Raw genomic sequence first — 22,590 nt, forward strand, 5'->3', positions numbered from 1 at the left:
AGGTTAAGGGTGGCTTAATCCTTCTACATGAAAATAAATGTTGCTTGGGTGCCTAAGTCCTAAGGTAGTCCCCGGCCGGGCTTTCAAATATCGTTTCAAATATTTATTCATTACTACTTTTGAACGCAAAGTGTAAATATCATCATCCCTTACCGGGATCATCGGTTTATCGTAATGTAATTTGCCCTTGCTATCAACAACTACAGAAAATGAATAATAGAAGTCTGCGGGTACTCTTTCAATCGTAATATTGAAAGTAGGATACATGTAATCATCGGTTGTTTGAAAGTTGTTATATATGTCGGGTACAACCTTACGGGGCTTAACTTTTATGAAACTGCTTTTACTTGTAACGCTTGCAGGCTGACGTGCAAAAAAAGCTTTTTGATAGTCTTTTTCTGCAGAATCTATAAGAGATTTTATGAAAATGGTGTCTCTCTTACTGGGTGCCTTTATAGCTGCAGTGTCTTTGTGAAGCACATTCTTTATGAATTTATCAGAATAAAAAGTCATGTATACGTTAGCTCCTCTTAAATCAATTGAGTCTGCATTGGTTTCTACAAGCTGCAACAACATGCTGTCCCGAGTCAGTTTCTTTACCTTGAAAAAGGACCCGGCTGTTACAAAAATAGAATCATAACCTCTGGATAGGGGAAAGTTGATGTATTGCTTTTTCTTAGGGCTATATATAGAGGCCGAATCGTTTGGGATGAATTTAATTTGCCAGTTAGGTTCCAGTTGGTAACCATATTCGTTAAACGAAAGGCCGTTATCTAATCTCCGGGCTACTTCTATGTAACGGATACCAAATACCCACTTAAAAGAGATCCGGTCTTTTTCGCCATCGTGTTTTACTATAGCCCCTTGTTTACAACTTATTAAACAAATGAGGATCAAAAGAAAAAATAAAGTGGGTTTATATGTTTTAATTACAGAATCTGAATTCATAATAGATGCCCGGAAAATCTAATGAGTAACCAGAAGGATGTACCACGATAGCTGCTTGTAGCAATGCATAAGTGAGTTGATTACTCACTTCTTAAACTTTGAGCCGGGTTTGTAATGGCTGCCTTTACCGCATGATAGCTGATAGTCATCACAGCTACAATAATTGCCAGCAGCCCTGCTGACGCGAACATCCACCATTGTATAGTTATACGGTTAGCAAAGCTTTGAAGCCACTTATGCATAGCCCACCATGCTATTGGGGAAGATAGGATAACAGATAACAAAACCAGTTTCAAAAAATCTTTAGACAAAAGGCCGTTGATTGAAGATGTGCTGGCACCTAAAACTTTCCGTATGCCTATCTCTTTTGTACGTTGCTCAATGGTGAATGCCGCTAAGCCGAATAAGCCCATTGCCGCTATAAAAACAGTTATGATGGTGAAGATGCTGAAGATAGCAGCCAGCTTATCTTCGGCTTTATATTGCGCGTTAAAAGCATCGTCCATAAAAGTATATTCAAACGGGGTATCGTTATCATACTTTTTAAACGTGTTTCGTATCGAACTGATCAGGGTTGGCAAATTGGTTTTCGGTTTAATTTTAGCCAAAAGATAGCGCCCGCCTGCACTCTGTTCCCATGATTTTGAAGTATCGGATTTTATAAAAATCCCCAGTGGCTGAATCTCATCTTCTAACGAGCCGTAATTAAAATTTTTGATCACACCGGCTATCTCCATATTATCCGGGCCCGATCTTATGAAACTTCCTATGGGATTAACAGGCAGATGTAGTCTTTCTGCCGCCAGTTGATTAATAATTAGTTTTTGGCCCGCATCTAATCGACTATTTGGTATCGGAGGGATTTTCCATTTTAGCCCCAACATCGAGATAAAATTGGTATCAACCGTCAACCCGTGCAGCATTACACTTTCATCTTCGGGATTACCGCTTATGCCGATCATAGCAAAACTACCAAACATGCCGTTACGTGAAGTAGCCACCTTGCTTATACCAGGCATGGCCAGTACTTCCTGCTTAAAGGCAGAATAACCTTTTAACGTATTGCTAACAGGTATCATAATGATGTTATCGCGGTCGACACCGGTTTGGGTATGCCTGAAAAAATAAAGCTGCCTGTCTATCACAATGCCACATATAATAAGCCCTACAGATATGGAAAATTGCAGCGTGGTAAATATCTTTCTGATGATAACACCACCGGTTTGTTTGCTCATTTTCCCTTTAAGCGTAACTGCGGGTTTAAAGCCCGATAATACCAAGGATGGATAGCTGCCTGCTATCAAAATAGTTAAAACCAATAGCCCGAACAGGGGAAATATGATAACTGGACTAAAAAGGAAAGCAGTGTCTATCTGCAGTTGAAGAATATTAAAAAGTACCGGCTTAAATAAAAAGCAGAGCAAACAACCGATAACGAACGATATGGTTGAGAAAACGGCTGATTCAACGTAAAATTGAATGGCGATGCCTTTACGGCTTGCACCGGACACTTTACGTACCCCAACTTCTTTTGCGCGCAATGTAGCCCTTGCCGTTGAAAGGCTCATATAATTAAATAAGGCCAGCAGCAGTATCAATAAAGCTACCAGCGGAAATATGGAAAGGTATTTAAAGTTGGAGTTATCAAATGCTCTTTTAAAGTGCTGATCCAGGAACGGAAACAGTAAATATTTTATGTTGGGGTCGTTTTCCTTACCGGCATTAAAAGATAAGAGGCCGCGTTTAAGCGCTGCTGTATCTGCACGGTGCTTCAGCAGAAGGTAAGTGTCAAATGCTCCACCGCCCACATTCTGCTGTCCGATAAATCTTTCAGAAATTTTTGTCTTTAATAAACCGCTGTTGGAAGCAACGATGTTATATTCAATAGAAGAGTTGGAAGGGCAATTTTCAGCGATCCCGGTTACCTGGTAGGTATAAGCACTGTCTGTCCTGATGGTTAGCGGCTTGCCTATAGGGTTTTCATCACCAAAATATTTTTTGGCTATTGCCTGTGATATCACTACTGAAAACGGAGCGGATAAAACCCGCGATGCCTTGCCCGATAATAACTTAAATGAAAAGAAGTTAAAGAACCCCGCATCAGCAAACAACAGCTTATTTTCAGAAAACTTTTGTTCGGGTTTTGAAGGATTGATTACAACCGATGGCATTGAATAATGCAGGGTTCGCATATAATCTTCAACAGCCGGTTGCGATTGTTTAATGATCGGCCCGGACGCATAGCTCATACGATCCATATTCATGATGGTGCCGTTCACCGTTGTTTGGGCATACGGCCTGAATATGCGATCTGCATTTTTATGAAAGTGATCATAGCTGTTTTCATGGGCAACGTAAAGCATGATGAGCATGCAAACTGCCAGGCCAATGGCAAGCCCTGAAATATTGATCAGGCTGTATAACCTTTGGCGTACCAGGTTGCGCCATGCGATCTTAAAATAATTATTGAACATATAATTCCGGCTTAATTTTTCGGCGGGCCATTTAATGGTGGCTTGCTTGGCCGAAATTATTGCAGCGGAACGGTTAAAAGGTCTCAAATGATAAGTTGGGCCACCTTTTTTCAGGTTGCTTTTATACTCCGCGGGGCTTTTTCCTGTTATTTCCCGGAAAGTGCGGTTGAAAGTAGATTTGGAATTAAAACCGGAATCGAAGGCGATACCCAAAAGCGTTAGCCGGTCAAAATCGGGATCCTGCATTTTCTCCGTCACATCCCTGATGCGGTATTCATTAACAAAATCATTAAAGTTTTTCTTCAAACTCATGTTGATGATCTTTGATAATTCGTGCGGATGTATATTCAGCTTTTCAGCAAGTGAGCTCAGGGTCAGGTCCGGTTCAAGGTAAAAACGGCCATCTTCCATAGCCTTCTTTAACCATCTTCCTTTTTCTTTAATAGCGGCAGGGTATATGGGCTTTGGCGGTACCTGCATCTCAATAGTAGCTGCGTTCTCCTGTTTTAAAAAAGTGGTAGCCGCTATCCGGATCATTGCTACTGTAAAAAGCAAGTATAAAGGATAGTATGCGTAAATACCTGGGGAGTTATGGTAATACAAATAGTTTATTGCAGTAAAAGGTATCCACAATAACCATAATGCGCCAAAAACTTTTAATGAGCGTTGAAGCCATTGTAACCGCAGCCTGTAACGGTCGCCCCAACTGTTGAATTCCAGGTTCTGATAGTAGCTTTCAATCAGCCTGGCGGATAAGTACAGGTAGGTGATTACTGAAATAAATGCAGCCAGATGTATTATCGGGCTCATTTGTTGAAAGATCAGGGTATCATAAGTGCTTTTGCCGGTTTTTATACTTTCCCTTATCTCCAATATCAGTATAAATTGCTCCGGTAGCACCGGGATGAAATGCGACAAATCTTTCCAACTCAAATTATGGTTAGGCCGGGTTGTCTTCAGCACGTAAAAGTAGATGAACGGACCAAGGGCCAGCGAGAATTGCAGCGGTAGCCAGTTAAAGCGTGGGTAATAGGTTTCCAGCCGGATATCAAAACATAACATTTTTACCATCCATAAAACAATGGTTATCAATGCCAAGGCAAGAAACCGGTTAGCAGCCTGCTGGGTTCCCTTCTTGAACCATAACAGCATTGAAAAATTCAATCCGATGAATATCGCTCCTATGAAAGCAAGGTCATAAAGACTGATATGAAAAGTATACGGATTCAAATTATTTGTTATTTCAGCCGATAAGTTATTTATTTAATTTTAAAAATTCAGTAAATAGCATTTATAAACACACAATCTAACAAACGCGCAAAGATCGGGCACTTAGGCATTATCCTGTTAAAGCAGTTATGTAAATCCTATGCCCTGTTCCAAAACAATAATGAATAATAACAGCCTATCTACCAAACCGCATTACCCTATACTGGATGGATTACGTGGTGTTGCAGCCATTATTGTTGTAACATTTCACCTCACCGAGCCTTTAGGTACCGGTCACCTGGATATCCTGGTGAACCACGGCTATCTGGCTGTCGACTTTTTCTTTTTGCTCTCCGGCTTTGTGATCGGTTATGCGTATGACGACCGCTGGCATAAAATGAGTATAGGTACTTTCTTTAAGCGCCGTATAGAACGGCTTCAGCCTATGGTAGTATTAGGGATGACCCTCGGGGCAATCGGTTTTTATTTTACAGATTCAACCATTTGGCCGCTCATCCACACTATCCCTTTGTGGAAAATGCTGCTGGTGATGCTCATAGGTTACACCATTCTTCCTGTTCCCTTATCACTGGATATAAGGGGTTGGGAAGAAATGCACCCGCTGAATAGCGTAGGATGGTCATTGTTTTTTGAATATATAGCAAATATTCTGTATGCCGTCGGCATCAGAAAGTTCTCAAAAACAGCACTCAGTATTTTGGTGTTGATTGCAGCCATAGCGCTTGCGCATTTGGCCATTACCAGCCCCAGCGGTGATGTAAGCGGCGGTTGGACATTAAATGCTGAGCAGGTACGCGTAGGTTTTACCCGAACGATGTACCCCTTTTTTGCAGGTCTATTACTCTCGCGGATAGCCAAACCTACACGTATTAAGCATGCATTTTTATGGTGTAGTCTCCTGATAGCCCTGGTATTATATATGCCCCGCATAGGCGGTGCGGAGCATGTTTGGATGAATGGCATCTATGAATCGGTAGCTATAATTTTTGTTTTTCCGCTGATTGTTTATTTGGGTGCCAGTGGCGTGGTTGAAACCCATACTGAAAGCAGGATATGCAAATTTTTAGGTGATATATCCTATCCGCTTTACCTGGTGCACTATCCGCTGGTATATTTTTACGTCGCCTGGATCAGTAACAATAAAGGCATAACCATTGTACAGGCCTGGCCTTATGCTTTGCTGATATTGATAGGTGCTATTGTTTTAGCATACGCCAGTTTAAAGTGGTATGATGAGCCGGTTCGTAGATGGCTGAGAAAAAAGCTCGGGTAAAACAGCATTTTTGGTAAAAGCCGCAGCTTTAGCTATGCGCCGCCCGGTAGTGCAGGTATGCGTTTGCAGGAGGAAGTGCGAATTATAAACAACTTAAAATCAGAAAAGGCTGTTATAAACGTGTAGCCAGAAATAACGAAACTCCGAAGATTTTTAAAAAGGAATAACTAATCACAGTAAGTAAGATTAAAAGCATGCGTGTTATAGGTATTGATTTAGGTGCAACCAATGTTAGGGGAGCAATTTTAGCTGGAGGAGAAATATCCGGGATAATTGGCATTCCTATACAAAGCAATGGTAGTGTTGAAGATGTTCTGGCAGACATTTACCAGGTGGTAGATGAGCTTTTACTTTCAGGCGATATTACGGCTATCGGTATAGGGGTACCCAGTATTGTGGATGTGGAGAAAGGAATTGTTTATGATGTGTTAAATATACCTTCATGGAAAGAGGTGCACCTCAAAAAACTAATGCAGGAAAAGTATAACCTGCCTGTTTATATAAATAACGATGCAAATTGCTTTGCCGTTGGGGAATATTATTATGGTAAAGGAAAGGGTAGTTCATCAATGATTGGCCTTACAATGGGTACCGGTCTTGGGGCCGGTGTTATTATCAATCACCACCTTTATGCCGGTTTTAACTGTGGTGCCGGCGAATTCGGCTTTCTGCCTTATGGTAATAATCTTTTAGAGTACTATGCCAGCGGTTCTTTTTTTTCATTGACAAATGGTATAAACGGAGGAAAGGTTTTTAAGGATGCGCAAAATGGTGAAGCTTATGCATTGCAGTTGTTTAAAGAGTTTGGCAAACATGTAGGGTATGCCATAAAGATGGTGATGTATACTTACGACCCGCAAATGATAGTGCTGGGTGGTTCTGCCCGGCATGGTTATGAATACTTTAAAGAAACAATGTGGGAAGAGATAAATACATTCGCTTTTTCAAGCTCTGTCAAAAAAATTAAAATTGAAGTATCAGAAATGCATAACAGCGGCATCATAGGTGCTGCCGCATTATATATGGATAGCAACCAATAATGTATCAACCTTTAGTGCGGTTTAAAAAGAACTTAAATCAAGTCTTTAAAATTTAATTAATTGGAAATTAATTGTTGTTATTATAATGTTTAAGGCAAACAAATAGTCCATCTGCAGGTTCAGTAATATACCATCTATCAGATTAAGTATATTATGAAAAAAGATACCGGCAGCGATCCAAAATTCGCTACAAAGACCTCACCCCAGGCAGAGCCCGCTTTAGTGGAGCTATTTAAAGACAGCATTATGGATATCTATTGGGCAGAGAACCACCTGGTGAAAAAATTGCCTAAAATGATCGAAGCTGCATCTTCAAAGCAGTTAAAACAAACCATCACCACTCACCTGGAAGAAACCAAAGGCCATGTGAGCCGGCTTGAGCAGGTATTTGAACTGCTTGGTGAAGAACCGCTTGCTAAAAAATGCGATGCAATGGAGGGCCTGACAATGGAAGGTGAAGAAATTGTGGAATCGACAGAACCTGACACCGCTACGCGTGATGTAGGTATTATCCTGGCCTCTCAAAAAGTTGAGCATTACGAGATTGCCACTTACGGCGGTTTAGTGCAATTGGCTATGACACTGGGCTTGAACAATGCGGCAGATATTCTTTCCAAAACACTTGCAGAAGAAAAGAATGCTGATGAGTTGTTAACAGGCGTTGCAGAGAATGATATTAATTACAAGGCAGCACAGGAGGCATAAAGATGGCAGCAAAAAAGAAAGCAGAAAAGCCGGCAGTTGAGCCAACTAATGAAAAAAGAAGGAAGCTTGAGCCATATACCGATGATGCTCAGGGTAAAAAAATGACCACTAATACAGGGCTTTTTATTAACGATGATCAAAATTCGTTGAAAGCCGGTGAGCGTGGGCCTTCGTTACTGGAAGATTTTATCCTGCGTGAAAAGATCACTCACTTTGACCATGAACGCATACCAGAACGTGTTGTGCACGCAAGGGGTTCTGGTGCGCATGGCGTATTTAAAGTGTATAAGCCAATGGCAGAATACACAAAAGCGCAGTTCTTAAATGATACGGAAATTGAAACACCCGTATTTGTTCGTTTTTCAACTGTAGCAGGATCACGCGGATCTACAGATCTGGCGCGGGACGTAAGGGGTTTTGCTGTTCGTTTTTATACTCAGGAAGGTAACTTTGATTTGGTTGGCAATAACATGCCGGTATTCTTCATACAGGATGCTATTAAGTTTCCGGATCTTATTCATGCGGTGAAGCCCGAACCTGACAATGAGATACCACAGGCAGCTTCGGCACATGATACTTTTTGGGATTATATTTCGCTCACACCCGAGTCTGCCCACATGATCATGTGGGTGATGAGCGACCGTGCTATCCCCCGCAGTTACCGGATGATGGAAGGTTTTGGCGTACATACTTTCCGCTTTGTTAATGCACAGGGTGTTGCATCATTCGTAAAGTTTCATTGGAAGCCATTATTAGGGGTACACTCAGTAGCATGGGATGAGGCGCAGAACATTTCTGGCAAAGATCCTGATTTTCATCGCCGCGACCTCTGGGATGCTATTGAAAGCGGTAACTTTCCGGAATGGGAATTAGGTGTGCAGATTGTTCCTGAAGAGGATGAGTTTAAATTTGATTTCGATTTGCTGGATGCAACTAAGATCATACCTGAAGAACTGGTTCCTGTTCAGCGTATAGGTAAGCTTACACTAAACCGAAACCCTGATAATTTTTTCGCAGAAACAGAACAGATCGCTTTTCACCTGGGGCACATTGTTCCTGGTATCGATTTCACCAATGATCCATTGCTACAGGGGCGTTTGTTCTCTTATACCGACACACAATTACTGCGTTTAGGCGGGCCGAATTTTCAACAGTTACCAATAAATAAACCTGTAGTACCGGTATATAACAACCAAAGGGATGGTTTTTCCCGTCAGAACATCGACAGCGGTAAAACTAACTACAGTCCTAATTCATTAGGCAATAATTATCCTGAGCAGGTAAGGGCCGAACAGGGTGGTTATACAACTTATCCCGAGCGCGTTGAAGGTTATAAGATCCGGACACGCAGTAAAAGCTTTTTGGATCACTTTAGCCAGGCACGGTTATTTTTTAATAGCCAGTCAGATCCTGAAAAAAATCACTTGGTTGAGGCGCTTTGCTTCGAGTTAGGTAAGGTGAAAACCGTTGCTGTACGTGAGCGTATGCTGGGTATACTGTCACTTATTGACAAAGGATTAGCTGCCCAGGTTGCTGTAGCGCTTGGCTTGCATGTGCCACATCCGCCAGAACAACCCGTTAATAAAAATGTACCTGCCGATGGTGCATTGGAAAATTATGAACCGGTGAACAGGGAAGGCGATCTCAAGATATCGCCGACGCTAAGTATGGCTAACACTGTAAAGGATTCTATTCAAACACGCAAGGTTGCTATCCTGGCCGCTGACGGCGTGGATGAGAAAGCTTTAAATACAGTAAAGCAGCTTATTGAAGCTGAAGGCGGTGCTGTAGAGATAGTATCGACACATTTAGGCTTCATCACTTCTTTAAATGACGAACAGATACATGTTGATGATACTACATTAACTACAGCCTCAGTATTGTTTGATGCCATATATGTGCCAGGGGGGGCTAATAGTGTCGCAACCATTGAGGCAGATGCTGATGCAGTGCATTTTTTGAATGAAGCATTTAAACATTGCAAACCAATAGCGGCGGATGCCAGCGCGATGCAGGTATTAGAAGCAACCTATTTCTTCAAAAAAATACCATCCGATAAAGGGGTGATTGTTAACGGGCAGGCCACGGATTTGGCTAACAACTTCATTGAAGCTATAAAGCAACATCGCTTTTGGGAAAGAGAGAAGGCCCGAAAAATTCCCGCGTAATATAATTGCATATAACAACAAAGCCCCAAACGGGGCTTTGTTGTTATATGCTTAAAATTTTCATTCCAGTTTCATTGCCCTGCTGGGCTGCAATATCATAAGCTGTCAAGCCGCGGCTATCGGTTAGAGTTTTATCTGCTCCGGCCGCCAACAACATTTCAATGATGTCATTACGACCGAACATGGCTGCAAACATCAATGCTGTGCCGCCGTTACCATGCATTTGGTTAAGGTTAGCGCCGCGATCTATTAACATTTGTGCTATAGGTGTGTATCCTTTAAAGCATACGCCCATAAGTGCAGTATTGCCACCAAAATCCGTAGCGTTGATATCAGCCCCGTGGTTCAGCAAAAAAATCACGGCATCAGGCTGGTTATTATAACAGGCAATAATCAACGGTGTATAGCCCTTGTCGTCCTGATAATTCAAATTTACTTGATGGTCAAGCAATTCGACCATTACAGCAACCTCGCCTTTACGTGCCGCCTGGATTAATACTTCGTTGTAATTGTATATGGTCATGCGCTATTAACATGAAACGTTACAGATAGTTTGTATTTCTTAGCCTGGCTCATAAATATTCAACTAAGTATGATTTCCAGATCAGATCAATTTGGAAATTTAGTAAGGGTTATATATTTAGGCTCTTCTCAAACTAATTCATTTAAATATAATTCTTATAACAATCATACGGTCCTGTATATTCGTGGCCAAGCATATATGTTTTTTCATGATAAATAAAACTTTCTGTTGGTCATTGTTATTAATGTTTCTTCCTCTGATTTTAAAGGCACAAAACTCTGTTGACTTAAACAGCGGCTGGCGGTGTATTAAAGCTGAAGATGTAGCTTTAACAGGTAACCAGATCAGTGTCAGTACTTATAACACAAACACCTGGATGCCGGCCATCGTTCCCGGTACGGTACTTACTACTTTATTAAATAATCATCTTGTGCCTGATCCATTTTATGGGATGAATAACAAGCAGATACCTGATATATATGATAAAGGCAATGCCTTCTATACCTATTGGTTTGTTAAAGATTTTAAATTCACAAAACCCGCTGCCGGTAAGTCGGTGTTTCTTAACCTGCGTGGCGTTAATTACAGCAATGATATATATATAAACGGCAAAAAGTTAAATGTTAACGCTTCCCAGGGCATGTTTCTAAGGCAGTCCTATAATATCACCGCATTTTTAACTAACAATAGTAACAACCGCCTTGCCATTCTTGTGCATCCTGCACCTGTTGCAGGCAAGCCAAACGGCGGCCAAGGCGGCGATGGCACCATCGCCCGTAACGTAGCTATGCAATATACTGCCGGGTGGGACTGGATACAGCCTGTGCATGATAGAAATACGGGTATCTGGGATAAAGTTACATTGCAGGAAACAGGAGCTGTGCGTGTAATTAATCCGCATGTAGTAACGCTGGTGCCTGGCACACGTAAACCTGAAGGTATACAGGCGCCAGCTATTTTAAAGGCATCTGCTGAATTGCAAAATACGCTGGGAAAGTCTGTAGAAGGCGTATTGAATTGGGTGATCAATGGACAAGTAGTTACCCAACGTGTTAAGCTGACTGCAAACACCACTACAGAAATAACTTTACCACCAATAACCATTGCTAACCCAAAGTTATGGTGGCCAAACGGCTACGGCGCACAACATTTATACGGCTCAGAATTCAAATTTACTGTTGGAAAGGATGTTTCTGACAAAGACAGCGTACAGGTAGGGATAAGACAGATTGACACCAAATGGAACGAACATACGCATAGCCGACAAATATTTGTTAACGGACAAAAAATATTTATTAAAGGAGGTAACTGGATAATATCCGACGCTATGCTTAGGTTTAGCGATGCCCGTTACGATGCTGAGGTACGTTATCACCGTGACATGAATATTAATTTGATAAGGGTTTGGGGTGGCGCTATAGTAGAACGTCCTGAATTTTATGCTTCTTGTGATAAGTATGGTATGTTAGTATTTCAGGATTTTTGGATGTCGGGCGATTGTAACGGTCGTTGGACAGACCCGGCAAAAAAAGATGATCAATGGGTTCGGCGCCAATATCCCGATGATCACTCACTATACCTGCTTTCTGCAGCAGACCAGATCAAAATGGTGCGCAATCATCCTTCGCTTGCCATCTGGTGCGGTGGTAACGAAATTCCGCCACCTGATGATATTCTTATAGCACTTCGGGATAGTCTGATGCCTAAACTGGACGGCACAAGATGGTTTATTGATTACTCAAACTCCAGCGATATGTCTTACAATACAGAAGGCGGTAATGGTGACGGGCCGTATGGTATACAAAATATTAATAGTTTTTGGCAACACAAAACTTATCCCTTTAACTCTGAAGTTGGTTCCGTAGGTGTGGGAGATTATGCGTCGCTGGTACGCTTTCTTCCAGTTGTAAATCGTACCATGCCGAAGCTTAAATCGGGAAAGGAAGAAGCAGACTCTGTATGGGATTACCACAAATATATAGGATATCAGGACTTTTTAATGCCTTACGGTGAACCAAAGGACCTTCGCGATTTTGCAATGAAAGCGCAATTGGTAAATTATGATCAATACCGGGCATTAATGGAAGGCTTTAGTGCGCACATGTGGGAGTGGTATACAGGATCAATAATCTGGAAAACACAAAACCCATGGACAGCACTGCGTGGACAGATGTACGACTACTATTTGGATCCCAATGCTTGCTTATATGGACTGCGTGTAGGATCTGAACCGCTGCACGTTATGTATAATCCGGTTGATGGTACCATTACCGGAGTAAATAATGGTTTTACCAATGCGAATAATTTGATACTGGTAATTAAGACTTATGATATGACCGGGCGGGATTCGCTTATCAGTCAGGCGTTTATTTCTATTGGAGCTTCATCTTATCAAAAAATCCAATCTATTAAGCGTGTTATAGAAGGACTGCGTAAGCAAGAAGGGATATTTTTGAGCTTACAACTGCTTGATCAGGGCAAACATGTAAAAAGCAGTAATGTATACTGGCTGCCAAATGAGGAAGGTAATTATTCAGGCTTGCAGAAGATAGAAAGGGCTTCATTGAATGTGTCAGCAAGATATTCAGGGATTAGAAAGGTTGAGGTAGTATTAAGTAATCCTTCCAAATCGCCTGTAGCTTTTTTTAACCGTTTAGCACTGGTTAGCGCTGACACCCATGAGCGTATTCTACCCGCTTTTGCAACAGATAATTATCTGTCAGTTATGCCTGGTGAAACCCGAAAAGTAGTTATGGATTATCAAAAAAATATAAGCGGGCGGCCACAAATACAAATCTATGGTTGGAATGTTCCTGAACGGTTTATTAATATAGAGTAATTTAAATAAGCTTATTATTTAAAATGCTTATTTGTAAGTAAAATTAACGTAATGGTAAATTGATATACCGATAAAGGAGCGTGGTTATATTTGTGGCGGTTAATTATAGTTATGAGGATTTGGTTTGTGAGTGTATGTTTATTAGTTTCTCTTGCCGGAATATCAGAGATAAGTTGCGCGCAAAAAACTTTTGATAAGCAGGGGCACCGCGGAGGCCGCGGCTTAATGCCCGAAAATACAATAGCTGCTATGAAAAAAGCAGTAGATCTTGGCGTTACGCTGGAGATGGACATATCGTTCACCAAAGAAAAGTTACCGATTGTATCTCACGATCAGTATATCAATCCAAAATTTTCTTTAAAAGCCAACGGCGATACACTAACATTTGCAGAAGCAAAAAAAGCACGACTGTATGATTTAACCTATCAGCAAATTGAAAGTTATGATGTAGGCAGTAAATTTTACCCGCAATTTCCTCAACAAAAAAAGATTCCAGCTCACATTCCTCTTTTATCAGCGTTGATAGATAGTGTGGAAGCTTATGCCAGGCAAAGGGGATTGCCACCTCCCCATTATAATATCGAAACTAAAACCAGCCCTAAAGGTGATAATATTGAACATCCGGCGCCACAGGAGTTTGTAGACCGGTTGATTGATGTCTTGGAAAAGCAAGGCATTTTGAAAAGAGTAATTATACAGTCGTTTGATTCCCGGACTTTAGAGATTGTACACCATGCATATCCGGATGTGCCAACTGCATGGCTGGTATCGAATAAAAAGACACTTAATCAAAACCTTGCTGCGCTTACTTTTACTCCATCTATTTATAGCCCTGAACACAGCATGGTTACCTCAGAAGATATAATCACATGCCATAAAAGGGGCATAAAAGTCATACCGTGGACCGTTAATGACCCCCAAAAAATACAAGATTTGAAAACGCTTGGAGTAGATGGAATAATTTCTGATTATCCTGACCGATTATAATTATAAAGATAGTTTAGGATAAATTTAATGAAAATGATGAAGTATAACAGGCCTGTCATCAAATTAAATCAACCAGATGATCGTAGCAAATTTAAAGAATTACCTTCTCCGTCTGGTAAATACCCCTATCACTTATCCCTAAAGGATGTTTTAGCAACACCGCCTGCTGAAAACCGTTGTGTTTTTCTTATGGTGGGTGATACCGGCGGGCTGGGCCGACCCGAAGCCCGAAGAGGTATAATTGAACTGATGGCAGGGCAGGCTGTTGAGGGTGGTTTCTTATATCATTTAGGAGACCTGGTTTATCATCATGGCGAAGCGGAACAGTATGCTGAGCAATTTTTTAGACCTTTTGATGAGTTTAAAGGTCCTGTTTTTGCTATTGCGGGTAATCATGATAGCGATGTAAACCCTTTTGCATTGATGCCTTATAACAGCCTTGACGGGTTTAGGGCCGTTTTTTGCGATTCCATTCCTCGACCGGTAGCCTTTAGTGACAATAGTCGGCGTAAAAGTATGATACAGCCTAACATTTACTGGACGCTGGATACACCATTGGCTACTTTTATCGGCCTGCATACAAATGTACCTAAGTATGGTGTTGTTACACCTGAGCAACAGGATTGGTTTGAACATGAACTGCTAAATGCGCCAATAAACAAAATGTTGATTTTGTGTATGCATCATGCCCCTTATTCCGCAGATACCAACCACGGTTCCAGTTTGCGTATGATAAACTTGATTAATGATGTATTTGAAAATACAAAAGTAAGACCGGATGTTGTTTTTAGCGGGCATGTTCATAATTATCAGCGTTTTACCAGACGCTATGAGGACGGAGAAAATCTACCATTTATTATTGCCGGAGCAGGTGGATTTGAAGAGCTTCACAGTATTGCTCAAACAGATGATAGCCGCTTCGCAGCTCTCGAAACCGATAACGTTCACCTGGAAGCCTTTATTGATAATCAACACGGTTTCTTAAAAATCACCATTGAAAGAAATGATGATCATCTAAACCTTAACGGAGATTACTATACTGCCGAAGGTTCTGCAAACCCTGCAGATACATTCAATATTACCAAGCCCATTTAAAGGTATTAATTTATAGCATCAGGTGCCGACGGATGAGTGGGGTCATACACAGCTACACATACTCTCGAATCAGCCGCACCATAATACAAAAACCATTTTTTCTTAAAATAAACCATCCCTTCTAAAAACACTGTACCGGCCGGGTATTGTCCGCTTTTTTCAAACGAAGCCATCGGGCGCATAAAAGGCACATCTAATCGGGTAATAAAATTTAAAGGGTCCTGGCTGTCAAACAATGCCTGGCCAGCACAGTAGGTGTTTGGGGTAAAGCGTTTATCGCCATCTTCGCCTGATTTATTTTTGCCGTTGTATAAAAGTACAATCCCTTTATTTGTCATTATTGCAGGTGGGCCGCACTCGGTCAACTCACTATCAAAATATCCTTTACGTGGGGAGAAGAGCTCTTTTAATGTACCATCAGTGTTAATAACAGGTTTCCAGTCGACAAGGTTGGTTGAAGTTGCCGCATAAACATGTAATTCGCCCCAGTACATCCAATATTTGCCCTTAACCTTCACTACTACTTGCCTGCCATTTTCAATTTTTGTGAGAATAGAGGCTGATTTATGCGGTATGTTTAAAAATTTGCCCTTATAAGCGTCCTCAAAAATAGGCCCGTGCTTTGTCCAGTGTTTCAGGTCTTTTGAGGTAGCAACGCCAAGACGTGGCGTTTCGCGGTTCCATTGTGTATAAAAAATAACATAAGTGCCATTAACTGTAACAGCAACCCTGGGGTCTTCACATCCTCCCGGCCATTCATATTTTTTCTGATCATCGTTTGCCGGATAAAAAACCGGTGCTTTATCACGTTTAAAATGCAGGCCATCGCTACTTGCTGCATAGCCAAGGCGAGAGGTACGGTAGCCAATCCCTACACCCGATTTATCCTCAGATCGATATAACACAATCACTTTGCCTTTATACAGGGCTGCGCCCGGATTAAATGTGTCGTTTGATTCCCAACCCACATACTTCTTCAAAACAGGATCGAAAAAACGGGTAGTGCTATCAGGCGAAATAATAGGATTAATGTCTGACGCCCGTTCGAATCCCCCCAGAGCCCAGGCAGGTAAACGATTTTCCTGTGCAAAGCTATAGCCTGTTAACAGAAGTAATGTAAGGGTGTATTTAATTATTAAGGAAAAAATCTTCATTTGGTTATCAATATATCACTTGTAGCATCCCGTATAAGGTATAATACTAACCGTAAACTTTTGCTATAAGATGGTGGCGTTTATAAGTGGTTAATACAAATATAAACGTCGCAGTATATATTGACAATAGTGATAGCCAATGTTTCGATAGCTGGATACAACATATTGGCTATATTTAAAAATAGGCTTTCTATTTATGTATTTTGTATATATTTGCGCCACTAAAATAAAATCTATCTCATGCAGATGGCTTTTACTGCCCGGATGGCGAAATTGGTAAACGTTGCGGTCTCAGAAGCCGTTGAGAATTGTCTCTTGAGAGTTCGAGTCTCTCTCCGGGCACGCCGATAGCAAAAGGTCTTAAATTGAAGGAAGGTGGTAAAATACTTTACTTTGTTTAAGACCTTTTATACATGCCCGGGTGGCGAAATTGGTAGACGCACCATCTTGAGGGGGTGGCATTCGTAAGGATGTACGAGTTCGAATCTCGTCCCGGGCACCAATCCTATCTATCAGTTATACCGACATATTTACTTTTGATTTATCGTAAACCAATTGGGATGTACTGAGTGTGGTTTGCAAACTCAACCCGCTTTCATTTTGTTGTGATTGCCAGTAAGCACTTGCGGCAGATAACGTGTGTAGGATGATTGTCTTTTCATCCTGATCTGCATTGTCCAGTAATTTATCAGCCCAGTTCAATTTAGTAAGCAAATTGCTCATAAACAGGCGGAAAGCAGCTAATGCAGCATCATCCAGCTCGGATGGAGTGAGTTTAACAATAATATCCAGCAGAGTGCTGTCTGTAATGGTTTTAACATCATTAGCTATGTCCTTCCCGAATGAAAGTGAGTTTTTGATTTTATCAGCAACGCCTGTAAGCCATTGCCATAATTTTTTAAGCATATAATTAGTTATTAGTAGTTTCTTCAGGGATTATTATTCCAAACAAATTGCTTAACCCAAGCACCAGCATGTCTATCGCCTTTAGCGCAAGCACTACCTCCACTTTAACATGTTCTTTTAACAATGTAGTGGAGCCGATCCAAAAGGATGCAACAGTGGTTAATATCGCTACCGAACGGAATAACCAGGTTGCCCATTGCGGCTTAGGGGCGTTTATAGCGCCAAATTTTACTACGTTTTTCTGTTTCATAAGTCAGTTGTTTGATAAGTAGGCGCTTGCCTTACTGTGGGCATCTGCAAGCCTTTTATCATAATTGAATCGTTTGTAACCGGCCCCATTGTAATAGTAAGCGACCTTTTGCCAATTCTTACTTTGCAAAGCCCTATCGAGTGCGGGAATGGTCTTGATCCATTTAAGGGCCAGTTCTACCTGGTTATACTCGCTCACCTTGGCAAAGTCCCACATTTCACCTACTGTTTGAAACCCAAGTTCGGCGTAGTGGAAGCCCATGATCTGCATCATACCTACAGACGTGCTTTTCATAGCGGCATCAGCATCTAAAGCAAATGCATCATTAAAAGCTATCCATTCGCTTGTTTGGTTACCTACTTTATTGGCCTGCCAGGTTTTATGAGACGTATCTTTTTGCCAGTCGGTTTTAAAACGTTTAAACCAGGCGGGTTCAAACTGGATGATCAGGCGACCGGTTTCTTTTGAAAAACCGGTTTGCCCGCTTTCTACTTGTATAATGGCTTTTAAAGCGCGATAATCGTAACCATAAGCCATGGCAAGCCCGTATAACTGGGCGTTATTTAATTTAAGGTTCATAAAGTAAAAAGTGTCTTAAAAGATTGCGCAAGAAGTAAGCGCCGATGATATTAGCGACCCGGAGCGGCGTTGATCTGATCGATCTGTCGTTGAAGAATGGCTACTTGTCCTTCAAGTACCTTCAGGCGAATGTCTGTAATTCGATTTTGCGCATCCTGCTGTAGGCTCATTTCATGCAGATCATTTTTTAACTGATAAAATGAACCCATTACAGTAGCAACAATACTTGCAGTACTGGCTATAGTGATAAAAATATTTTTTATGGTAATGCCCTTGAGCTGGCGATGTTCGATGGATGTCATAGGAGGGGAGAGGGTAAGGAAACTATTAAGCTTTCCGCTATGGTGATTTGATTGCGTAGCTAAATTTTCGTTATTATATTCGCAAATGTTTAAGAGGTTACATAACAGTTTTGCTTTTCGTTTCCCTGTTTTGTTTTACAAAAATTGGCTAACTTTTAAAAGTTCCTCAGGTTTGAATGATAAACCGCTCGCGTCTTTTAACTATGCTGTTTTATGTGGCAAGAAGCACTTTTCGTTTTTGAAACAGGAACTTTTATCTGTCCAAAAGCGATTTCGCAAGCTTCCTTTTATGTATGTTTACCTTGATTTTGGATTTCCTGAAAAGCTGATAAGTGATATTCAACTGTTATATCCTAAGTCCAAACTTAAGATAATTTTTGCCGCAGATTGCATTAAGTTTCATCAAGAAAGAGGCAATAAACAACTTGTAGAATTTGCGTCTAAAAATCCAATGGGATTAAAGTTGGCCGCCATATTACAAACCGTTGATTTAAAGGTCCCGGTTGTTTATGCCGATACTGATGTTTTATGGTTAAACGACCCTATCGATGATATTGAAGGGCTATTAAATAGCTCTTACAACATACACATGCAATATGATTATCAACCTGGGTATGACTTTAATCTTATAGAGAAAGCTCAACTATTATCTTTATATCACGAGCCCTACTATTGTGCTGGCCTTATGTTAATTAATCGGCTTAATAAAGAACAGCTTGATACTGTTAATAATATGCTGCCAATATTAGTTGAAAAGTCTGGGCATTTAAGTGAGCAAACCATTTTCGCCTATTTACAAAAGAATATTGGGGCTTCTGGATTGACTCCTGACAAATACATTTTGAAGTATGACGACCAATTTGAAATACGCTTCAGAGCAAAAAAAGAATGGATAGCACGTCATTATATTGGCCCTGTTCGCCATTTATTTTGGCGCGATGCATTTTACAATTAAAACGGTTTTAAAACATATGTTGGAGACGCTGAATTTGTATCCATGTTGAAAGGTTGCGCATGATAATTATTACCACTGTGATCGCGAATCCCTAATCGCATATCGCTACCATCTTGCAACTCTGAAAAATCCAACATTTCAAATTTTTCAAATTTAAACCAGACCATGAGGTTTTCAGTTTCGAATGGATTATTTCCAGACCCTGCGTTGTAATTTGTGTCAAAACCAGCTTGTGTTATTAGCTTTTTATAAAATCTAAATTCATCTAATGCTGTGTTGCCAAAGCTCGTTGTAAACCTGCCGGGCGTAAAAAATTCAAAGTTCTCGATAGTCGTTCCTGCCTTTGGTATCAGATTGCTGTAGCTCCTTACGCTTACAGGTGTATTAGGGCTATAGAAACTGGCAGTACCGCTTAACATGTCTATCGAGTGAGCAATCATTGTCTTCTTTGTGTCGGTCGGTATGTTGCAATAATCCGCACCACCTTGCTCTGCAATTGTGATCTGTAGTTGCATCGGCGATTTTTGAGCACGTGCTATCATAATAGTTGAGTTGCCAGAACCATAAAACCTGAATACCCCACAAAGGTCATTCAAAATGTCAGGAAACTTACTCCAATATTCTACAGTGAATTGGGGCGGTATAATTTTACCTATAAGTTTAGGTACGATTAAATAATCGTTAGTACCATCGGGCCATATCCCATTACCCCAACCAAAAGATGAAGGCAAAGCCCTATTGAATCCAACACCTTTTAATCCTCTTATTTTAGGGTTTAACCCATTTCTGCTTGCCATAATAATTATGCTGCGTATGAGCCGCCGCTTGTAGTTACAGTAATAGTTTCACTTGCGTTTAGCGCACTAAGCAATCTCATTTCTATGTTCATGTTATAGTTAAGATCAATAAATGGGTTGCCATCGCTGTCAATCTGCAACCACGGCAGATTTCCCCGATTCAGTCCTGATACTATCGGCACAGAACCGTTGGTGCCAGCATTTGCAGGAACGGTGATAGTCCCCAAAGTAGCAATTTCACCTGTAGTGAGATTATGGAGCTGCATCAACATATATTTTTGAGTTGCAGATGTGCTGCTTATTGCTAAGAAATTAATTCGGCTGGCAGGGTCTGCAGGTGCATAAGTTTGTTTTGCATTTATGTTATCTGCATTAGTAAAAGATACTGGACGTACACCAACACCTTTAGTAAAAGCGACTATTTCATTATAAGTTGCCATTATTTGTAATTTGATTTTTTAAAGATTTTAAGAATTACGTTTTCCTGATTAATGCTTCCGATTTTAGTATTAACTTCATTAATTGCTTCAGTGAGATTGTTTTTTGCATCGGTTGCAAGCTGCATTTTGTTGCCTGTAATATTTTCTACTTCTTGTTTTGTGGCGTAGTTAGCAGGAATTACTTCTCCGGCACTGATACTTCCTGGCTGTATAAATGCAAATGCAATTTCCACCGTATAATCCGGTAGCGTAGGCTTTACAGGATTAGCCGAAGCCAAACCATCTAAAAGATGTAATCCATCTGCTGCTCCGTATATTATATCATAACGGCTATTGACAGTATCTGCTGCTGTCAGTGTAAAGTCTTGCGCTATTGTTGTATTATGTTCAATACCACTTAGACGCCAAATCGCAGGTTGTATGGTCAGCACATTTGAAGTTACAGAAGCGGCACCTCCCGATACAAGGCCATCTGCTATTGCACCGCCGCCCGTCGGCTTATCTACCCATTCGGTATCATAATCGGCATCACTTAATTTAGTCAGTATCTGCCCGGTGGTGCCACCTGCCGCAACTCCCGGGCCTGACGAGCCATCCAGTCCAGGAGATCCATCAAGGCCAGCGGGCCCGGGTTCACCCGGAGGGCCCTGTTCCCCTGGTATGCCTATTACAGATATACCATCGCCCCAATCGCCATTGGTTTTTGGCCCGAAAAGTATTTGCGTACTGGTATTCAAATAAAAGTCGCCATTAGTGCCGGTGCTTAAGTTGGATGGATTTACCGTTCCATTAAGGATAGTGCTGCCCGCAGTTCCGTGAGCACCTGTATCACCCTTGTCGCCTTTTGGCCCTTGCGGACCTGTTTGCATCGAAAACACCTGGTGCCACGTGGCTAACGTTTTATTATAAAATATGCCGGTTGTGGTATCGATATAAGTATCATTATCTTTACCTATTCCTGTGCCGGGCACTCCGTTCCCATAGAGCACAGTCCCATCTTTTGCCGCATCTGCTGTCGGAATGGTGTAGCGTATAGCCCAAGTTCCGGCTACTTTTTGAGCGAACGAGTTGTTGGCAGTGTTAATAAAAATGTCTCCGTTCTTGCCGGAGGGATTCTGAGGAAGCGTTGTGCCAAACGATATATTTGCACCGGTTATTATGCCTGTACTAACAAAATTCAGTAAGGTTTGTAAGGTAAACTGATAATCTGCACCGTTATGTATAACAACTGAAGTATCGGCCGATGTTATACTGCTCAGCAGAGGCAATTCGCTTATTTTTTTATCTGTTGCCATTAATTAAAAAAATCGGTGATAAAAAGGTCCATATCTAACAGTTCCGACGGATAATTAAATTCCGTTTTATCCACGCTGCGTATGCGTGGCCCTGGCTGGCGGCTGCGCTTGTTTTCATGATTGTAATGCCATGCAGGGAAACTTTCTTTATGATCACGCAGATACCTTTCCGTTTCATTGGCGTAAGCGTTTGCCGTGCTCCGTTGCTGTTGAACAAGCTTAACAATGTCTTTAGATGATAAAGCATCCGCGTTGTCGTAGCGCTTGGTAACAGGGCCTGTTGGTGTAAAATGTACCGAATCAGCTTCTATAAATCTTGCAAAGGCAAAATAGGCAAGTACAGGCATCAACCCCTGGTAAAGTACAACGTATCCCTGCTCATCCAGGTATTCGCTGCCATTCAGCAGATCTTTATAATGCTGCGGCGCAGATTCTTGTAAAGTGCCGTCGGCTTCTAAATGCGTTATCAGATCATAGTATAAAGCGTAGCCAAGAAATGGTTTTAAGTCGAGCTCCTGGGCCTTTTGTATGAATATATTAATCCGTTCGGGCTTAATGTTTGCCGCAATATCTTCATACTGTTGCAGTGCGGCGGGTATAATTAACTTTTTCATGATGTATTCCTGTTTC

The 22,590-nt window shown here is 41.3% G+C and carries 20 protein-coding genes and 2 tRNA genes; 10 read left to right on the forward strand and 12 right to left on the reverse strand.

Annotation, left to right across the window (positions count from 1 at the left end; genetic code table 11):
• Nucleotides 1-3 precede the first annotated feature (3 nt).
• Nucleotides 4-948: a hypothetical protein gene (locus ACFQZX_RS03880; RefSeq protein ID WP_377111493.1), complete on the reverse strand. Its 945-nt coding sequence runs from the start codon at nucleotides 946-948 to the stop codon at nucleotides 4-6.
• Nucleotides 949-1,028: 80 nt separating this feature from the next.
• Complete coding sequence (locus tag ACFQZX_RS03885; RefSeq protein ID WP_377111496.1) at nucleotides 1,029-4,652, reverse strand: ABC transporter permease; 3,624 nt, start codon at nucleotides 4,650-4,652, stop codon at nucleotides 1,029-1,031.
• Between the two features lie 160 nt (nucleotides 4,653-4,812).
• On the opposite strand from ACFQZX_RS03885, the gene ACFQZX_RS03890 reads away from it, so the two are divergent.
• The 4 genes from ACFQZX_RS03890 to ACFQZX_RS03905 all read left to right on the forward strand — a co-directional run bounded on the left by ACFQZX_RS03890 (nucleotide 4,813) and on the right by ACFQZX_RS03905 (nucleotide 9,838).
• On the forward strand, nucleotides 4,813-5,925 hold the full coding sequence (locus ACFQZX_RS03890) for an acyltransferase family protein (protein ID WP_377111499.1): 1,113 nt from the start codon (nucleotides 4,813-4,815) through the stop codon (nucleotides 5,923-5,925).
• 194 nt (nucleotides 5,926-6,119) lie between these two features.
• Nucleotides 6,120-6,965, forward strand: a complete 846-nt coding sequence (locus ACFQZX_RS03895; RefSeq protein ID WP_377111502.1) for an ROK family protein — start codon at nucleotides 6,120-6,122, stop codon at nucleotides 6,963-6,965.
• A gap of 153 nt (nucleotides 6,966-7,118) precedes the next feature.
• Nucleotides 7,119-7,670: a YciE/YciF ferroxidase family protein gene (locus ACFQZX_RS03900; RefSeq protein ID WP_377111505.1), complete on the forward strand. Its 552-nt coding sequence runs from the start codon at nucleotides 7,119-7,121 to the stop codon at nucleotides 7,668-7,670.
• 2 nt (nucleotides 7,671-7,672) lie between these two features.
• Complete coding sequence (locus tag ACFQZX_RS03905; protein ID WP_377111507.1) at nucleotides 7,673-9,838, forward strand: catalase; 2,166 nt, start codon at nucleotides 7,673-7,675, stop codon at nucleotides 9,836-9,838.
• 43 nt (nucleotides 9,839-9,881) lie between these two features.
• Here the strand turns inward: ACFQZX_RS03905 and ACFQZX_RS03910 are convergent, their stop codons facing one another.
• The gene (locus ACFQZX_RS03910; RefSeq protein ID WP_377111510.1) at nucleotides 9,882-10,361 is read right to left on the reverse strand and encodes an ankyrin repeat domain-containing protein; all 480 of its coding nucleotides are present in this window, start codon (nucleotides 10,359-10,361) and stop codon (nucleotides 9,882-9,884) included.
• 244 nt (nucleotides 10,362-10,605) lie between these two features.
• Here ACFQZX_RS03910 and ACFQZX_RS03915 point away from each other — a divergent pair, with 244 nt between their 5' ends.
• From ACFQZX_RS03915 to ACFQZX_RS03925, 3 genes are all read left to right on the forward strand, one after another.
• The gene (locus tag ACFQZX_RS03915; protein WP_377111513.1) at nucleotides 10,606-13,200 is read left to right on the forward strand and encodes a glycoside hydrolase family 2 protein; all 2,595 of its coding nucleotides are present in this window, start codon (nucleotides 10,606-10,608) and stop codon (nucleotides 13,198-13,200) included.
• 111 nt (nucleotides 13,201-13,311) lie between these two features.
• On the forward strand, nucleotides 13,312-14,187 hold the full coding sequence (locus ACFQZX_RS03920; protein ID WP_377111516.1) for a glycerophosphodiester phosphodiesterase: 876 nt from the start codon (nucleotides 13,312-13,314) through the stop codon (nucleotides 14,185-14,187).
• A 33-nt stretch (nucleotides 14,188-14,220) separates the two neighbouring features.
• Nucleotides 14,221-15,282 (forward strand): metallophosphoesterase family protein, encoded by a 1,062-nt coding sequence (locus ACFQZX_RS03925; protein ID WP_377111519.1) that lies wholly within the window; start codon nucleotides 14,221-14,223, stop codon nucleotides 15,280-15,282.
• Between the two features lie 5 nt (nucleotides 15,283-15,287).
• Here ACFQZX_RS03925 and ACFQZX_RS03930 read toward each other — a convergent pair whose 3' ends face one another.
• Nucleotides 15,288-16,436, reverse strand: coding sequence for a glycoside hydrolase family 130 protein (locus tag ACFQZX_RS03930; protein WP_377111522.1), 1,149 nt, complete (start codon nucleotides 16,434-16,436; stop codon nucleotides 15,288-15,290).
• Nucleotides 16,437-16,694: 258 nt separating this feature from the next.
• Between ACFQZX_RS03930 and ACFQZX_RS03935 the strand changes: the two genes are divergently transcribed.
• Both ACFQZX_RS03935 and ACFQZX_RS03940 read left to right on the forward strand, forming a co-directional pair.
• Nucleotides 16,695-16,778, forward strand: a tRNA-Leu gene (locus tag ACFQZX_RS03935).
• A 73-nt stretch (nucleotides 16,779-16,851) separates the two neighbouring features.
• A tRNA-Leu gene (locus ACFQZX_RS03940) sits at nucleotides 16,852-16,938 on the forward strand.
• 14 nt (nucleotides 16,939-16,952) lie between these two features.
• Here the strand turns inward: ACFQZX_RS03940 and ACFQZX_RS03945 are convergent.
• Genes ACFQZX_RS03945 through ACFQZX_RS03960 form a run of 4 tightly spaced genes read right to left on the reverse strand, consistent with a single transcriptional unit; the run spans nucleotide 16,953 to nucleotide 18,473 of the window.
• The gene (locus tag ACFQZX_RS03945; RefSeq protein WP_377111525.1) at nucleotides 16,953-17,342 is read right to left on the reverse strand and encodes a hypothetical protein; all 390 of its coding nucleotides are present in this window, start codon (nucleotides 17,340-17,342) and stop codon (nucleotides 16,953-16,955) included.
• A 4-nt stretch (nucleotides 17,343-17,346) separates the two neighbouring features.
• Nucleotides 17,347-17,592, reverse strand: a complete 246-nt coding sequence (locus ACFQZX_RS03950; protein WP_377111528.1) for a hypothetical protein — start codon at nucleotides 17,590-17,592, stop codon at nucleotides 17,347-17,349.
• 3 nt (nucleotides 17,593-17,595) lie between these two features.
• Nucleotides 17,596-18,171, reverse strand: a complete 576-nt coding sequence (locus ACFQZX_RS03955; RefSeq protein WP_377111531.1) for an N-acetylmuramidase domain-containing protein — start codon at nucleotides 18,169-18,171, stop codon at nucleotides 17,596-17,598.
• A 50-nt stretch (nucleotides 18,172-18,221) separates the two neighbouring features.
• A complete protein-coding gene (locus tag ACFQZX_RS03960; protein ID WP_377111534.1) occupies nucleotides 18,222-18,473 on the reverse strand; it encodes a hypothetical protein in 252 nt (83 codons plus the stop codon).
• 85 nt (nucleotides 18,474-18,558) lie between these two features.
• Between ACFQZX_RS03960 and ACFQZX_RS03965 the strand changes: the two genes are divergently transcribed.
• On the forward strand, nucleotides 18,559-19,428 hold the full coding sequence (locus ACFQZX_RS03965) for a hypothetical protein (RefSeq protein WP_377111536.1): 870 nt from the start codon (nucleotides 18,559-18,561) through the stop codon (nucleotides 19,426-19,428).
• Here the strand turns inward: ACFQZX_RS03965 and ACFQZX_RS03970 are convergent.
• From ACFQZX_RS03970 to ACFQZX_RS03985, 4 genes are read right to left on the reverse strand one after another with little or no spacing between them, the layout of a single operon-like run.
• On the reverse strand, nucleotides 19,425-20,225 hold the full coding sequence (locus ACFQZX_RS03970; protein WP_377111539.1) for a hypothetical protein: 801 nt from the start codon (nucleotides 20,223-20,225) through the stop codon (nucleotides 19,425-19,427). The two genes, ACFQZX_RS03965 and ACFQZX_RS03970, sit on opposite strands and share 4 nt — an antisense overlap.
• Before the next feature lie 5 nt (nucleotides 20,226-20,230).
• The gene (locus ACFQZX_RS03975; protein WP_377111542.1) at nucleotides 20,231-20,665 is read right to left on the reverse strand and encodes a hypothetical protein; all 435 of its coding nucleotides are present in this window, start codon (nucleotides 20,663-20,665) and stop codon (nucleotides 20,231-20,233) included.
• Complete coding sequence (locus tag ACFQZX_RS03980; protein ID WP_377111545.1) at nucleotides 20,665-21,960, reverse strand: hypothetical protein; 1,296 nt, start codon at nucleotides 21,958-21,960, stop codon at nucleotides 20,665-20,667. Before ACFQZX_RS03980 ends, ACFQZX_RS03975 begins: the two co-directional genes overlap by 1 nt.
• Nucleotides 21,960-22,574, reverse strand: coding sequence for a DUF6712 family protein (locus ACFQZX_RS03985; protein ID WP_377111548.1), 615 nt, complete (start codon nucleotides 22,572-22,574; stop codon nucleotides 21,960-21,962). Before ACFQZX_RS03985 ends, ACFQZX_RS03980 begins: the two co-directional genes overlap by 1 nt.
• Nucleotides 22,575-22,590: the final 16 nt, after the last annotated feature.

It is taken from the genome of Mucilaginibacter litoreus (assembly GCF_042676805.1).
Lineage (GTDB): Bacteria > Bacteroidota > Bacteroidia > Sphingobacteriales > Sphingobacteriaceae > Mucilaginibacter > Mucilaginibacter litoreus.

What these genes read in the sequence shown, in the direction of transcription:
- ACFQZX_RS03880 (WP_377111493.1), bottom strand. Translation starts at nt 948, where the DNA reads ATGAATTCAGATTCTGTAATTAAAACATATAAACCCACTTTATTTTTT.
- ACFQZX_RS03890 (WP_377111499.1), top strand. Translation starts at nt 4,813, where the DNA reads ATGAATAATAACAGCCTATCTACCAAACCGCATTACCCTATACTGGAT.
- ACFQZX_RS03895 (WP_377111502.1), top strand. Translation starts at nt 6,120, where the DNA reads ATGCGTGTTATAGGTATTGATTTAGGTGCAACCAATGTTAGGGGAGCA.
- ACFQZX_RS03900 (WP_377111505.1), top strand. Translation starts at nt 7,119, where the DNA reads ATGAAAAAAGATACCGGCAGCGATCCAAAATTCGCTACAAAGACCTCA.
- ACFQZX_RS03905 (WP_377111507.1), top strand. Translation starts at nt 7,673, where the DNA reads ATGGCAGCAAAAAAGAAAGCAGAAAAGCCGGCAGTTGAGCCAACTAAT.
- ACFQZX_RS03910 (WP_377111510.1), bottom strand. Translation starts at nt 10,361, where the DNA reads ATGACCATATACAATTACAACGAAGTATTAATCCAGGCGGCACGTAAA.
- ACFQZX_RS03915 (WP_377111513.1), top strand. Translation starts at nt 10,606, where the DNA reads ATGTTTCTTCCTCTGATTTTAAAGGCACAAAACTCTGTTGACTTAAAC.
- ACFQZX_RS03920 (WP_377111516.1), top strand. Translation starts at nt 13,312, where the DNA reads ATGAGGATTTGGTTTGTGAGTGTATGTTTATTAGTTTCTCTTGCCGGA.
- ACFQZX_RS03925 (WP_377111519.1), top strand. Translation starts at nt 14,221, where the DNA reads ATGATGAAGTATAACAGGCCTGTCATCAAATTAAATCAACCAGATGAT.
- ACFQZX_RS03930 (WP_377111522.1), bottom strand. Translation starts at nt 16,436, where the DNA reads ATGAAGATTTTTTCCTTAATAATTAAATACACCCTTACATTACTTCTG.
- ACFQZX_RS03945 (WP_377111525.1), bottom strand. Translation starts at nt 17,342, where the DNA reads ATGCTTAAAAAATTATGGCAATGGCTTACAGGCGTTGCTGATAAAATC.
- ACFQZX_RS03950 (WP_377111528.1), bottom strand. Translation starts at nt 17,592, where the DNA reads ATGAAACAGAAAAACGTAGTAAAATTTGGCGCTATAAACGCCCCTAAG.
- ACFQZX_RS03955 (WP_377111531.1), bottom strand. Translation starts at nt 18,171, where the DNA reads ATGAACCTTAAATTAAATAACGCCCAGTTATACGGGCTTGCCATGGCT.
- ACFQZX_RS03960 (WP_377111534.1), bottom strand. Translation starts at nt 18,473, where the DNA reads ATGACATCCATCGAACATCGCCAGCTCAAGGGCATTACCATAAAAAAT.
- ACFQZX_RS03965 (WP_377111536.1), top strand. Translation starts at nt 18,559, where the DNA reads ATGTTTAAGAGGTTACATAACAGTTTTGCTTTTCGTTTCCCTGTTTTG.
- ACFQZX_RS03970 (WP_377111539.1), bottom strand. Translation starts at nt 20,225, where the DNA reads ATGGCAAGCAGAAATGGGTTAAACCCTAAAATAAGAGGATTAAAAGGT.
- ACFQZX_RS03975 (WP_377111542.1), bottom strand. Translation starts at nt 20,665, where the DNA reads ATGGCAACTTATAATGAAATAGTCGCTTTTACTAAAGGTGTTGGTGTA.
- ACFQZX_RS03980 (WP_377111545.1), bottom strand. Translation starts at nt 21,960, where the DNA reads ATGGCAACAGATAAAAAAATAAGCGAATTGCCTCTGCTGAGCAGTATA.
- ACFQZX_RS03985 (WP_377111548.1), bottom strand. Translation starts at nt 22,574, where the DNA reads ATGAAAAAGTTAATTATACCCGCCGCACTGCAACAGTATGAAGATATT.